14 protein-coding genes and 1 tRNA gene are annotated in these 13,050 nt (G+C 45.4%); 8 read left to right on the top strand and 7 right to left on the bottom strand.

Going from position 1 to position 13,050, the window contains the following annotated elements:
• Positions 1 to 18: 18 nt before the first annotated feature.
• From M1125_04000 to M1125_03970, 7 genes are all read left to right on the top strand, one after another.
• Positions 19 to 852 carry a hypothetical protein gene (locus M1125_04000; protein ID MCL5404966.1) on the top strand — a complete coding sequence of 278 codons (834 nt, stop codon included), beginning with the start codon at positions 19 to 21 and terminating at the stop codon, positions 850 to 852.
• Positions 852 to 1,682, top strand: coding sequence for a hypothetical protein (locus tag M1125_03995; protein MCL5404965.1), 831 nt, complete (start codon positions 852 to 854; stop codon positions 1,680 to 1,682). Before M1125_04000 ends, M1125_03995 begins: the two co-directional genes overlap by 1 nt.
• Positions 1,683 to 1,687: 5 nt before the next feature.
• Positions 1,688 to 3,205, top strand: a complete 1,518-nt coding sequence (locus tag M1125_03990) for an ATP-binding protein (GenBank protein MCL5404964.1) — start codon at positions 1,688 to 1,690, stop codon at positions 3,203 to 3,205.
• Positions 3,198 to 3,503, top strand: a complete 306-nt coding sequence (locus M1125_03985) for a hypothetical protein (protein ID MCL5404963.1) — start codon at positions 3,198 to 3,200, stop codon at positions 3,501 to 3,503. The genes M1125_03990 and M1125_03985 overlap by 8 nt, the downstream gene beginning before the upstream one ends.
• Before the next feature lie 4 nt (positions 3,504 to 3,507).
• A complete protein-coding gene (locus M1125_03980; GenBank protein MCL5404962.1) occupies positions 3,508 to 3,888 on the top strand; it encodes a hypothetical protein in 381 nt (126 codons plus the stop codon).
• Positions 3,889 to 3,978: 90 nt separating this feature from the next.
• Positions 3,979 to 4,710, top strand: coding sequence for a cell division protein ZapB (locus M1125_03975; protein ID MCL5404961.1), 732 nt, complete (start codon positions 3,979 to 3,981; stop codon positions 4,708 to 4,710).
• Positions 4,711 to 4,861: 151 nt separating this feature from the next.
• On the top strand, positions 4,862 to 7,213 hold the full coding sequence (locus tag M1125_03970; GenBank protein ID MCL5404960.1) for a hypothetical protein: 2,352 nt from the start codon (positions 4,862 to 4,864) through the stop codon (positions 7,211 to 7,213).
• Between the two features lie 13 nt (positions 7,214 to 7,226).
• Here M1125_03970 and top6B read toward each other — a convergent pair whose 3' ends face one another.
• The 6 genes from top6B to M1125_03940 form a co-directional block, all read right to left on the bottom strand.
• Positions 7,227 to 8,855: a DNA topoisomerase VI subunit B gene (gene top6B, locus M1125_03965; GenBank protein MCL5404959.1), complete on the bottom strand. Its 1,629-nt coding sequence runs from the start codon at positions 8,853 to 8,855 to the stop codon at positions 7,227 to 7,229.
• Between the two features lie 20 nt (positions 8,856 to 8,875).
• Positions 8,876 to 9,391, bottom strand: a complete 516-nt coding sequence (locus M1125_03960; protein MCL5404958.1) for a hypothetical protein — start codon at positions 9,389 to 9,391, stop codon at positions 8,876 to 8,878.
• 249 nt (positions 9,392 to 9,640) lie between these two features.
• A tRNA-Arg gene (locus tag M1125_03955) sits at positions 9,641 to 9,736 on the bottom strand.
• A gap of 49 nt (positions 9,737 to 9,785) precedes the next feature.
• The gene (rnhB, locus tag M1125_03950; GenBank protein MCL5404957.1) at positions 9,786 to 10,451 is read right to left on the bottom strand and encodes a ribonuclease HII; all 666 of its coding nucleotides are present in this window, start codon (positions 10,449 to 10,451) and stop codon (positions 9,786 to 9,788) included.
• A 62-nt stretch (positions 10,452 to 10,513) separates the two neighbouring features.
• On the bottom strand, positions 10,514 to 10,765 hold the full coding sequence (locus M1125_03945) for a PRC-barrel domain-containing protein (protein ID MCL5404956.1): 252 nt from the start codon (positions 10,763 to 10,765) through the stop codon (positions 10,514 to 10,516).
• A 51-nt stretch (positions 10,766 to 10,816) separates the two neighbouring features.
• The gene (locus tag M1125_03940; GenBank protein ID MCL5404955.1) at positions 10,817 to 11,299 is read right to left on the bottom strand and encodes a winged helix-turn-helix transcriptional regulator; all 483 of its coding nucleotides are present in this window, start codon (positions 11,297 to 11,299) and stop codon (positions 10,817 to 10,819) included.
• Between the two features lie 133 nt (positions 11,300 to 11,432).
• Between M1125_03940 and M1125_03935 the strand changes: the two genes are divergently transcribed.
• The gene (locus M1125_03935; GenBank protein MCL5404954.1) at positions 11,433 to 11,723 is read left to right on the top strand and encodes a hypothetical protein; all 291 of its coding nucleotides are present in this window, start codon (positions 11,433 to 11,435) and stop codon (positions 11,721 to 11,723) included.
• Here the strand turns inward: M1125_03935 and tadA are convergent.
• Positions 11,702 to 13,018 (bottom strand): Flp pilus assembly complex ATPase component TadA, encoded by a 1,317-nt coding sequence (gene tadA, locus M1125_03930; GenBank protein MCL5404953.1) that lies wholly within the window; start codon positions 13,016 to 13,018, stop codon positions 11,702 to 11,704. The genes M1125_03935 and tadA overlap by 22 nt on opposite strands.
• Positions 13,019 to 13,050: the final 32 nt, after the last annotated feature.

Here is a 13,050-nt window from a genome sequence, read left to right as displayed (position 1 = left end):
CAAACTAAGAATGATATAATGGCAAGTCAATCGATGGTTTTTGTAGGGCTGTTGTTTATATCGGCAATATTTCTTGGCGTTGTGATCCTGGCGCCGGACCTGCTCATCCCAGCCTACATAAAAATCATATTCCTACTGCTTTCGATGATTTTTGACGCACTGGCATTTTCATCGAAGTACTATTCGTACCTTATAATACCGCTTATAAAGCAGCACAAAAGGCATATAGTGCTTAGCAAGGAGAATGCTTACTGGATGTCGCAAACCGAGGACACAATACTTAAAAGGGTCGGAGACAATTTCATAGCCACTGTGTACATATCAATACCTGTCTACAGGTCTGCTACAGAGATGGAAGATGAAGAAAAGCTGGATTTTGCAATGCAGATAAGCAAGCTCGTTGGCCTTTCTAAGGATCCGGCAAGGTACACTACGGAGCTCTATGTGATGAACAAGGATGATTACATACAGAAGCTCAGGGAAACGATCAGCATGACCGAAAACGAGGAGGCTGAGCTGCAGGACAAGAATGCCCCGAAAAAGGACCTTGAGAGGGTTAGGGGCAAGCTTGCAATGTGGAGGAACATGCTTGACAGCATAAGCAAAAGCCTGTCATTCGAGCTCCTTTCCTATGTGACAGTGTCAGCAACAGGCAGCAAGGAGTACGAAGCCATAAGCATAGCCCAGCAAAAGGCCAGGGAGCTCATGTCCGGGATAGGGTCGCTGTTCGGCGTCCCGCCAAGCATAATAACAGGAGCTGACCTGCTCAAGTTCGTCGAGCCGGAATACCTGATACCATTTTCAACGGTAACCGAGCAGATAAACAAGAATATACAAGAACAAGTGATCTAATGGATGAAGTCAAGCTCATGTATCTGCTTTTCTGCCTTATAATAATACTGTTTGCTTTCGTAGGCCTGTCGGCTTTCGGAAAAGGCATACTGCATGCGATTGCGATACTGCTACTCGTATTGACAGCCATTTTCATACTTGCAATGAATTGGGCTGATGACAGGATCTTCTCAACAATAACCTCGATTCTGGGTGTTAGCTTCCAGCCTTCTAAGGACTACCTTATAAACAAGGCGCAGAACACAGTGATAAAGAACGTGAACGGCATATTCTATGCAACAGGGTATATAGCCGTGAACCTATTCAGCTACACTTTCAGGGAGGAGAATGCGCCTGAGGATGACGAGGACAAAATGACCAATGCCCCAGACACATGGGAAAAGATGGTAATGAACGTAAACTTTCCATTCAAATTCCACGTGCTTTCGGCAGGGCAGGACGTGCAGCGAATAAGGGACGAGCTTGAAGGCAAACGTTCGTACCAGGAATTCCAGCTCTCAAGAGCCATGCAGAACAATGCCAACGAAGTCACAATATCAGATATCCAAAGAAAGCTCAATACAATACAGGCAAAGATAAACAGAATCTCGCAGGGAGAAAAGCCGATAGCTACGGTCATGTATATAGAGACTACTGCAATTGGAGTGTCGGAGAAGGCAGCTCTTGACGCGCTGGAAGGCCAGATAGAGCAGCTTAAGCTGAATTTCAGCGCCTTCGATGTGGCAACGCAGAGGATCATTGGCAGGGAGCTTTATGCAACATTCAACTTCAATTTTTCACTGCCGACAACGTTCAGCGAATTGACAAACATGTTTGACCAGGAGAGTTGATTATAATGTCCATATTAAAATTGCAGCATATAATGAGCAATGAAATAGGGAAGAGGGCTTTCATGTCAAGGCCCCCTGAGCCGCCTGCAAACGTATTGATAAACGACCCATTCAAGGCAATATACATAGGAAGCACGAAGCTGTTCAAGGTCCCGTTCAGCTGGTCTTTCACGAACCTCACGAACCCGCATATAGCAGTTGTAGGAATAACAGGCGCGGGAAAAAGCTATTTCGTGAAAACTTTCCTAATAAGGGCCAGCTATATATGGGATACAAATGCAGTGATAATAGACTGGGCTGCCGAGTACAAAGCATGGGTAAAACAGAGCGGCGGCGTAATAGTATCGCTAGGCAAAGGAGACTATATAAACATCATGGACCTCTCAGGAATGAAACCCCTGGACAGGACAAAGCAGATACTGACATCTTTTGAGATACTGACGGATATAGCAGCATATCCGGAGCAGAGGCGGCTCACAGAAGAAGCTATAGAGCAGGCGTATGTCAACGCAGGGTTCAACATAGCAGAGCCTGCGCCGGAAGGAAAAGACGCGCCTACCCTGAAGGATGCGATATCGATACTCGAGGAGCAGCTGCAGGAAGGCACCTATGAATATCCTGCAGAGCTTGAAAATGCAATATACAGGCTAAGGCAATTTGCAAGGGAGGGCGAGGATTATTTTTCAAGGAAAAGCACAATAAACCTGCAGAAGCTCGCAAGCTCAGGGCTGGTTGATATAGACCTGTCCGGCCTGCCTGATGAACGATTCAGGGCCCTTGCTGCCTTGTTCATACTGCAGACGTTAAAGGAGCGCATGCGATTCGAGGGCTGGAGCGAAAATAAGGGCATACGCACATTGGTGGTGCTTGATGAAGCGTGGAAAATTGCAGGCGATGAAAAAAGCGATGCCGTTATGATCGTAAGGGAGGGCAGGAAGTACCAGTTCGGCCTTATAGTGGCGTCACAAAACCCAACAGACATAAACGAAGCAATATTCTCAAACGTGGGAACATCCTTCATACTAAGGATAAAGTTCGAAAAGTTCCTTGACTACGTGCAGGGATCCCTTAATTTTTCAGACTTCATAAGGTCTGAGATAAGCAAATTTGGAGTTGGGCAGGCCGCGGTTAACATGGCTTTCCAGACATCGCTGCAGTTCCCAGAAATATTCGTATTGGACAGGGTCAAGGGCGAGGAGCCGCTGTACGTGTACACAATAGACCTGTCAGATGTGCTGACGCAAAGCGAGCTCAGTGCAGGCATTATACAGCGCGATTACCAGTTTGAGGAAGAGGAGCTTAAGAACAAGTTCATAGAGTATAATGTGAACGTTGATTCTATAAACAAGATATTCAGCACCATTGACACCGAAGGCAGGTCATTGAAGATACTTGACTTTGTAAGGCTCATGGCAACGAACGGGGTCACGAATGCAGACATAGTGTCGTTCCTGAAGAGCCTCAGCATAGATGATATGCTTATAACTAGGATTATTTCATCGACAGGTGTTATGAATGCCTAAGGATACGTTTGTGATAAGCAGGCAGGAGCTGAGAAGGGTGCTCACCATATACAAGGTAGATGAGAGCAGCATAGAGAAGCTCTTTTCAGACATGGAGAAGATGCACAGGCACGTAAACGCCATAGCCTTTGCCGGAATGCTTGAAAAGATAAACCTGAAGCGCGATGCCATAATAAACATATTTAGAAGGCTTGGCATGGACGATGTAACCATTAACGATGCAATAAACAGCATGGAGGAGCAGAGACTGCTTGCTGAATCGGGAAGGATATTCGATGCAACCATAAGCTTAAGTTGATTTGATGAAGAAGGAATCGCGCTGCATAATATGCGGCTTGGAGAAGGACGGCCTTGAAGTAAAAAACGACAGGATTATAGACGCGATGCGCTGGTTTAAGAAGAACGTGACTAAGAACGAAAAGGGCTACAGGCTTGTCGTTTGCAAGGACTGCTATGTAAAATATAAAAAGGCTAGGGATTCGTATAACACCAAGACAATATCCTATTTGGTGATAGGTGTGCTTTTTGCCGCTGTGCTTATAGCTACAGGCAGGAGCATCGGGGCGGTTGTCGCTGGCATTGTTGTCATTGCGCTTATGTATGCATTGTCCCTTCTGAGCTATACGCCAGGGTTGAAGGCGCAGCCGGAAGCCAAAAAGGGCACTGCCCGTATAAAGAGTTGATGCGCTTTTGAATATAAGAAGTGCGGCTAAAACATTATAAAAGTGTGCATATAAAAATTATAATGCACAAATTGGCTAAGGTTTGTTTGAATGGCTAATGAAACGGGGCTTGTTGAGCCCAAAATTGCGGAGTTCACGCTTAAGGGTACGCTGACCGGCGACTTCCAGACCATATCCAAAAGGCTTTCCACGCTGCAGATGTTCTCCATAAAAATAAATCCGGACAACAGCCTTGTGATGCTGAACATAGAAAGCAGGGATATACAGAAAAACCCATTCCTGTTCTTCATAATAACATTGAAGCCTGACACGATATCTGTGCAATATTCGATAGCGCAGGACACAAGCGAAAAGATGCGAAGGCTGTATGTTATAAAGAACCTTCTTGGCATATTGTCATTGATAACTGACCTCTATTATGCAGACCCCGCAGGCACATACCAGTATGTGGATTCTGCCATAGACGACATGCTTAACTCGCTGTCGCAAAATTACAGCGCGCTTTTCAACAACTACGATTCGCTGTTCAATGAATACAGGGAATTGAAGAGGCTCAACATAGAGCTTACCGCTTCGAATAAAAACCTGACTGTCCAGGCAGCGCAGCTTTCAGCCGAAAACAGGGATCTGAAAAACAGGCTGTCATCGCTTGAGACATTTTCGGACGAGTCGCTCATGGTAATGATAGAGGACTGGATCGATGCGCATAACAATACGATAGACCTTATGGAGTTTTCAAAAACCTACAAGATATCCCCTCCGCGCGTCGAGCAGATGCTAAACAAGATGGTTTCAACAGGCTATATAGAGCTCAAGGGTTAAAGCATGAAATATGACGTCAGGATAAACAGGAGGATCAAGTACATAAGGATCTATGGGATCATTAAACGCGTAGGAAGCCACGAGAATGCGCTTACAAGACTTTTTTCAAAGGCCTTTGCAAAAAAGAAGGAGTATTAATGGTGTATAGGGATTGGCAAAGCTGAAAGTCATAATAGCAGTTATTGTCGTAATATTTTTAGTTGCAATGCTTGGGAGCGGCTTATACCTTACTGTAGTCTTAAGCCATATAAAAGCGCCCCCGAGTACGACGGTTACGCACGTGCGCCTCAATACGTCGCTAAGCGCGTATGTCAGCTATCAGAACGCGCTTGATTATAACAGCAGCACGCTGATACTCCCATATTCTCTCGTGTCATATTCTGCCTCGAACATATCTAAGGTGTACTTCAACGCAACGCTGCTCAAAAGCCCGTTTCCTGTCAAAGTGTACATCCTTAATGCAACTTCGGATTGCGTGAACTGCGCAGGCATTTCGCTGTTTTACGGAGACGTGAACAGCTCTTTAAAGGAATACGGACTTGGCTCCATGTACCCGAATGTGACAATAATAAACATGTCCTCTGTAGCCTCCATCGAAAATGACTCGATATTGATTATACCTACTGGCCTGCTGCCTAGCGTAATGCTAGGAAACTACAGCAACACCACCCTAATAGGCTACCTGCTTGGAAAAGGAACAAGCATAATATACATAGGCCAGTCCTTTTCCAGGGTCATACTCCCAGATGGAATAATCGTGCCAAATAGCAATGTGCCATATTACATGGTCACTGGTGGCTCTTCTGTGACCCATAGACCGGATTTCTATTTCAATAGCTCAACATTCTCCTTTACAATAGGCAATAATTTCGGCAGCGCCACATACGTGAATGCTTTAAACGGCAGCATAGTTGCCTTCTCGAACTACCTTGATTCATGGAACAACGTTTCCGATGCGGCTGATGATATGGCAAAGGCTATATCGCTAGGCTTTTGGCTGCCGCGCTACTCTTATGGGATCAGCAACATATCTATAAACCCGTCAAAGCATGATTTTGGTGCTGAAGGCATAATAATGAATCAGCCGAAGCCGATAAATTATACTCCGCAGAACATGCGCGGGCTTCTCTCCGGCAACTTGCGCGTTGTGCTATATACCAATTCCAGTTATTTACCAGGTAAAACGTATTACTATCTGAGTTCGTTCCCGTCATATGGCTATAACGGCAGCATATCAATGCCAGGGCTTATAATTCCGAATGTCGCTGAATACATAACAATGGAGGTGTTCACGCATTCGGCAACGCCAATAGGCATTCAGCCGCATTTGACCATATACAATATCAACATGTCCACAGTTTCGTCAATACCTTTGCCTTACATATCTGCTTCTGGAAATTTTACTTTCGTTAAATACATGAAGCTGCTTGAAGGGCCCGGCAGGTATATAATAACCCTGGACAGCTTTTCTAATCAGCAGTACGCTGCGGCATTATTCGACATACCGAATGTTAGCATACGCGAGATTGCAGCGAACTATACGCACAACATATACAGGTTTTACATCACTGCCGCAGGGGTGCCGCTCTCAGGAATAAGTTATAACGTGACGTTAAACGGAAACTATAGATCCAACGGAACAATAAATAACGGCACATTGCTTTATGCACTGCCAAGTACAGTTGGGATACAGTACGGCAAGCTAAAATATAATTTTAGCATGCTTTCGACCCATCTCATATATTCGACTTCCAACCCTGCGCCAGTGATACACATAGGTGTTAGGGACATTTCGCTTATTGTGGTCATAATAGTAGTATTGCTGATGGTAACGATGGTAAGGGCGCCCAACAGGGATGAATTCTACATTGATGTCCCGAGACTGCCAAAGCAGCAGAAGACTGCAATATCGCTCAAGGCACAGGACGTAGTAAACACCTTTACAAAGCTCAACATCTTCTACCACTGGCGCTACATGCCACTTTCAAAAGCGGAGATAAAAGTAGCGATAGCGAATAACATAAGGTATAATGGCATACCAGTAACCCTTACAGAGGCAAATATAGAGGTTGTATTGGACCAGTTGGTTGGAGCCGGGTTGCTTGTGACTGCAGGAGACCTCTATGCGCCAAAGGAGTGGATAGCGCAAAGCGGCCATGACATAGAGTACCTGGCAATTTTCAAGAAGCTAAGGCTCTACTGCGTTACGCATGCATACGTATTTACTGACTTGGACTCTGCTGAAAACGCTGATACGAGCATACTAGTGCACGGTGAGAAGCGGAACATAATCATTTATGCTCCAACGAGCAAATTCAAGAGCGTAACAATAACGGCAAACTCAAAGACATATCTGGTCTTCCTTGATGAGAATAAGATGCAGGATTTCAAAGACTTGCTTTATTCAAAATCAGATCCTGCGGCTGAGGAGCTCAAGCTTTACATTTCAGCAGGATATATAAAACTAGTGTCTGTGGATGACATAGATTACGCATTCGAATGACCGTCGTCATGATTCACGAATCTTCACCAGGGTCTTTTTCTATTACTTTGAATTCCGTATCATCTTCGTCGTTGCTTTCGGTTTTATCATTGATTTTAGGGTAGTGCTCAGACACCAAATCCGAAAGTTTGTGCTCTATAATTTGCTTATCCTCACCAGTCAGATTGCTGAGATCCTTAGAAAGCTGGCTCACGTAACGTATTATCGTCTTGTACTTGTTAGTTTCCAAGTTGATCTGCTGCTTGCCGTGCATGTAGCGCTGTATGTTCCTTGCAGCATCCTGAAGAGCAAGCTTTACCTCCTCTATTATTTCGTCTTCCTGCGCTATGGCTTCCTTGCCGACTCCTGAATATGGTATATACACTGACGATATGTTTACAAACACGCTCACGGCCTGATTGTCTATATCTATATTGTAACGCTTCCACTGTATTGACCGCACAGCTTGTGTTATTGCACAGCTACCGGTATCGAATAACAATGGGACCCTGTTCGCAAATCTCAGTATGCTTCCGGCATATTCGCCACCTTCAAGCTTCTTTCCTGCAAGCCCGCCATAAGCTATTGCCGCTTCCACAATGAACGGTATGCCGCCTTTGAACACTGCCGGCTTTCTTTCTATCACGTGCATGTATTCTGGGTTAAGTATGCTTTTTATCGCAAGCTTTATGCGCTCTTGGCCTATCGGGCTTATTACGCTTGCGTCAGGCGCTAGCCATTTCATGGACCTGAACGCCTTTATGAGCTTTTCAGCGTCGTCCCATGTTATGCTTTTTGGCGGCTTTTCCATATCGACGCCGCATATTTGCTTGAGCTCGTTGATTTTAGAGCTGCTGACGCGTGAAAATGACTCAAGCAAAAACTGCGATATCTTGCCCTGCGTGCTTCTTTTTGCAAAGTCTATTATGTCGTTTACCTCCAGCCCTAGCGGATGCGGCTTTGTCTCCTTTGGTACGCCTGGCGTTGCATCAGTAGACCTTACAAAAGTGTATTCCTTGCCTTCCGGATCCTTAAACCTTATTTGGGCATGGGGGTTCGCAAGAGCTGTCCTCTTTAGATATTCGTACACGCCATGGTCGCTATTCTCGTATTTTACGCCTGAAAATTCCCCATATACTTCAGTGCCTGTAGCGCCAGTTTCGTTTGGAATATCCTTCATTGCTGCTATTATGGGCTTATTGTTGACCGTGTCTATGGCCACTGTGCAAGAATAGCATTCGCTTACGCCAGTATACGATTTGACTGCTATCGGCTTGCCTGTCGTGACCTGTGCGAAAAGCGTGCACCCAGAAGCGCCTATTCCTTGCTGACCCCTCTGCTGTACATATCTGTGGAACTTCGTTCCGGCAAGTATGGTTGCCAGCGCCTTACCGACAAACTTTTTCGGTATGCCAGGGCCGTTGTCGCGGACCATGACGCTGTACCTGTTTTCGCCTATTTGGGCAACTTCAACGTCTATCGATGGCAGTATGCCTGCATCCTCGCATGCGTCTAAGGAGTTAGTTACATACTCATGGACTATTGTGACCATAGACCGCACCATGCCGGCATAGCCGAGCATTTGCTTGTTCTTTTTGAAAAACTCCGCTATTGAATGCTCCCTGAATTCCTTGAATATCTCATTCGCCTTCCTCTCCGCCATGTTATACACTTGCAGCCAGTTTATGCGCTGTTCTTATTTTTTCTATGTGCAGCCTCCATCCTTTTGTAAGCCAGCCTGTGCGATCCGCCATTTATTATTGTTTTCGCCGCGGTCTCTGCTTCGCTTATTGCGGCAACCGAGCCTATAAAGCATATGGTATCCCCGTATACTGCTATATGCGCGCTGCTGACCCCTTCTATGTACTTCTTGGCCCTGCCGTCAGTGCCTATAAGCCTTGATTTTATGTTCAGGACTCGCTTTTTGCTTCCCTGCAGGCCTTTTATGTCTATAGATGAAAAATAATAATCGTCTTTTAGCAGCAGCTCTGCGGTCCTTAGGCCAAAGCCGCGCCCAAATGCAAATACAACCTCTTTTGTCACATAGGCATCGTAGCCTTCGCCTTCTATCTGTATTAGGTTGCCTTCGGCGAAGCTTATCTTGCATCTGCACATCTCTTCCAGCCTTTGCAGCTGCTCATGCTTTTGCTTGAGCAGCATAGCCCTTTCGTACGGCAGATAGACTTCTTCAATGGTCATGGCTGATCGCTTGCAATGTATATAGGCTTTTCCGCATACGCACTGGCATGCGTTTGCCTTTGATACCCATCATGCTGCTCCCTTTTGTGGATAATACTATGAATTTTTCCAGCAATGGAAGCTGCTGGGCCAGGTCCATACAACTTTTATGGCTATTCATGTTTATATACCTTTTCCATCGTTTACCTTCGTCACCGATAAATGGCGCATGCTCGCCAGCAATAGTCCTAAATGCTACAATGCTTATTGCGGATCTGGCGGGAGTTTCATAAGCATTGGCTTATTTTGAACCCGCGACCGCCCGGTCCGAAGCCGGGTGCGCTATCCAAACTGCGCTACAGATCCACATTTAGTTCTTATACTTTTCTTTATATAGGCTTTTGCTTGGAGAGCCTCAATAGAAGTCGGATATTTTTGCCTGCTTTATGTTTTCCAGGGTTTTCCAGCGCATCCTCAGGTGCTCTGTGAGCTTGCTATTGTAAAGGTGGCTGCGCACTGCCTCTATGGTCTTGTAATCCGATGGATAGCCAGAGCCTATCCTGAACTTCAGCTTCTTTTCCAGCTTGCTTATCTCAGCGTCTCTAGTCACTTTCGCTATTATGCTGGCTGCGGATACAACAGGATATTTTGTATCTGCTTTGTGCTCGGCTATCAGCCTGACTGGATTCTTGGCAGCATTTGTGCTGCGCTTGCCTTTTACGCCTATGACCCTTGTGGGCTTGGACGAGAGCATCTTCAGCCTTATGCCAAATCTCTCAGCTATCACATCAGGAGAGTCTATGTAAAACGAATGGATATTAGATTCCATCGTGTCAAAAAGCCGTGCAAACCTTATGGCTTCGAGCTCGTTTAGAGATATGCCCTTCTTCATAGCCTCGTTTATGTCTGCCGGCATGATTATGTCGGTTTTGACCTCGCTTGCTATGGAGCGGATGGCATCGAAAAGGATAGAACGCCTGTGGGGGGTCAGCAGCTTTGAGTCGCGCACGCCTATCTCTGAAAATTTGTGCTGTGCGCCCTTGCTCACAGCCACTATGGAAACAACTAATGGGCCTAGCAATGCGCCTCTTCCAGCTTCATCTCCTCCGCAGACTATGATAAGATCACCGCTTTATGGCGCTCTCACATAGTTTTCCTATCTATGACTATATAATCGTTGACCGCTTGGACGGCATTGTAGGGTATCCTTATCTGACCGCTGTCCATCTTGAACCTGTTTGCTATGCTGCTGTCCATGTTGGGCTCTATTATAAAAGCGCTGATCTTCCCAGTTATGGGGCTAATGTCAGCATCCACGAACCTTCCGACGTCATACCCATCGTTCGTTATGACTTTCTTGCCTACCAGCTGTCTTCCTATTATGAACTTCACCATTTTTATACACCTTGGCGCCTAAATATATATCATCAGATTAATTTAATAGCCTTATGCTTTTCTCTGAAAATCGGAAGTCCTATCGTTGATAAGCATTATCCTATTCGTTATCCCAAATCTGCTGCTTCTTATGATGTCCATTATTTCAAGCTTCCTGAGTATCCTGTGCACCTTGACCTTCGAGAAGCCGCTCATCGACACGATGTCTGATTGCAGCATCGTTTTGTTTTTCCTTAGCATTTCTATTATCATAAGGTCGTTTTTATTCAGCATTTTGCTTATTATTTTGTCGTTTTTGGCCTTAGACCTCTTCTCGTATATTCTCGTCGCTGCATGGACGCTTACCTCGGCCTGCACTCTCTGAATCATCACGCCGGCAAAGAAAAGCAGCACTCCCCCGACAAAAGGTATTATGAAATCAAACGTAACATTTATCACATTTACGCTTATGTCCCTTATGGTGTGTATTGGGATGCCGTGAACAAACGCAATCAGCATTATCGCGCCGCGTATTGCAGATATTAGTATAAGCACGCTGCCAGTTGCAATAAACAAAAAGGGCAATGATTTGTTGTTGCTGATTCCTCCTTTCGTTATTACACCTTGTTTATAATTTTATATAGAATAAATAAAAAAAGTTATATAGTAGTTCTTTTATTATTCTTTTATGCCTTTAAATATTTTATTAAAGGGTAAGCAGACATCCATAATACTGCTGCTGAAAGACAGGAGCAAGGATTGGGACATAGGCGAGCTGGCAAAGGCATCTTCTTCGACGTATGTGCATTCCTGCAATTTTATAAAGCTGTGCGAGGATGCAGGCATAGTTTCAAGCGAAAGGCACGGAAAGGGCAAGCTCATAAGGCTCACCGACAAAGGGATGGCCATAGCGCAGCATATAGAGAACATATATTCGCTTTTGAACCAGCAGGAAGATCAGGTGCGCACTACCGGATGAAGATTGCTTAGCCCTAAGTTAGCGAGCGTGCTTTCCGGATCGATATAATAGTCCCTGACGATTTCGCTTATGCTTTTTATGTCGCGGCGGCCTAGCTTGTTAAGCTGTGCCAGTATCATCGCCCTTACGTTCTCTTCTGCAAGTATGTCTGGCGGGGCCACACCTATTAGCGAGGCAAGCGTATCCCTGTAAGTAACGCTTGGCAGTATCGGTGACGCTTTGTGGGTCTTGTAATCTATCTTGTACAAGTCTGACAGCAGTATCTGCGTTTCTATCCCTGCCAGCTCGGATATCTGCACGATCCTCCTGTGCGGCTGCCCATGCTCGTAGACCTGCGAAAGCACTATGAGTGCATCGATCACAGGTATTATGTCCATAGGCACGTTCATAGGAGAATGCTGGAGCCTGTTTATGATATCACGCGAAGAGGCTGCGTGTATGGTGCCTATGCATATCTTTCCTATGTTCATAGCTGTTATCATGTCGTTCGCTTCATCGCCCCTGACCTCTCCTATTATTATCATGTCAGGCCTCATCCTCAATGCGTTTTTCACCAGCTCGACAAGCGGCATGTCCTCGTTTGTTTCAAGCCTCACGCAATTCTCCTGCGTTGCAGTATTGAGTTCGTATGTTTCTTCTATTGTTACCACACGCTGCTCCGGCCTTATGAATGAGAAAAGTGCATTGAGCAGCGTTGTCTTTCCTGCTGCAGGCATGCCGCCTATGAGAAGGTTCGCAGGCCTCACCTTGAAGCCGTCCATGTATAGCCATAGCCTTGCTGCTATGCTGTAATCAAGCGTGCCTGAGTTAATTATGTCGATTATGCTAAGGGGCTTGCGCTTAAAATTCCTTATGGTTATGTCATATCCAAGAGGGGATGATACTATATTGGCCCTGCTTCCGAAAGGCGTGTGTACATCAAGGATGTTGCCCTTCGCTATCTCGTTGGTGGAATAAAGCTTTAGCTTGTTTACGAATCTCGTAAGCTTCTCCCTGTTATCAAATTTCGTGTCAAGCTTTTTTGAGCCTTCGTTGGAATCGTATACGAATATGCTGCTTGTGTTGTTTACCATTATATCCTCTATCGTTTCCTGGCGCGATAATTCGTCTATTGGTGAAAGGCTGTTGATATCCTTTATCATCTCTGCCAGGTCATCTTCCTTTAAGTCTGGACGCATCTCCTTTGCAGTGTTCCTTATCAGGTCGTCCCTTTTTTTAGGGTCGTCTATATTGGCAAACCTGCCAACAAGCTTCGTGAGTAGGACATCTTCCAGGTCATAAAGCTTATCGTTCATTCAACCATCGTTTTTATTTGTCATGCAGGTTT

It is taken from the genome of Candidatus Marsarchaeota archaeon, assembly GCA_023485295.1.
Classification (GTDB): Archaea; Micrarchaeota; Micrarchaeia; order Micrarchaeales; family Micrarchaeaceae; genus Micrarchaeum_A.
This window is presented reverse-complemented; position numbering and strand designations above follow the sequence as displayed.

Bases quoted from the DNA above. Each gene is read 5' to 3' on its own strand.
- M1125_04000 (MCL5404966.1), top strand. From the start codon at position 19: ATGGCAAGTCAATCGATGGTTTTTGTAGGGCTGTTGTTTATATCGGCA.
- M1125_03995 (MCL5404965.1), top strand. From the start codon at position 852: ATGGATGAAGTCAAGCTCATGTATCTGCTTTTCTGCCTTATAATAATA.
- M1125_03990 (MCL5404964.1), top strand. From the start codon at position 1,688: ATGTCCATATTAAAATTGCAGCATATAATGAGCAATGAAATAGGGAAG.
- M1125_03985 (MCL5404963.1), top strand. From the start codon at position 3,198: ATGCCTAAGGATACGTTTGTGATAAGCAGGCAGGAGCTGAGAAGGGTG.
- M1125_03980 (MCL5404962.1), top strand. From the start codon at position 3,508: ATGAAGAAGGAATCGCGCTGCATAATATGCGGCTTGGAGAAGGACGGC.
- M1125_03975 (MCL5404961.1), top strand. From the start codon at position 3,979: ATGGCTAATGAAACGGGGCTTGTTGAGCCCAAAATTGCGGAGTTCACG.
- top6B (MCL5404959.1), bottom strand. From the start codon at position 8,855: ATGGCGGAGAGGAAGGCGAATGAGATATTCAAGGAATTCAGGGAGCAT.
- M1125_03960 (MCL5404958.1), bottom strand. From the start codon at position 9,391: ATGACCATTGAAGAAGTCTATCTGCCGTACGAAAGGGCTATGCTGCTC.
- M1125_03945 (MCL5404956.1), bottom strand. From the start codon at position 10,765: ATGGTGAAGTTCATAATAGGAAGACAGCTGGTAGGCAAGAAAGTCATA.
- M1125_03935 (MCL5404954.1), top strand. From the start codon at position 11,433: ATGCCTTTAAATATTTTATTAAAGGGTAAGCAGACATCCATAATACTG.
- tadA (MCL5404953.1), bottom strand. From the start codon at position 13,018: ATGAACGATAAGCTTTATGACCTGGAAGATGTCCTACTCACGAAGCTT.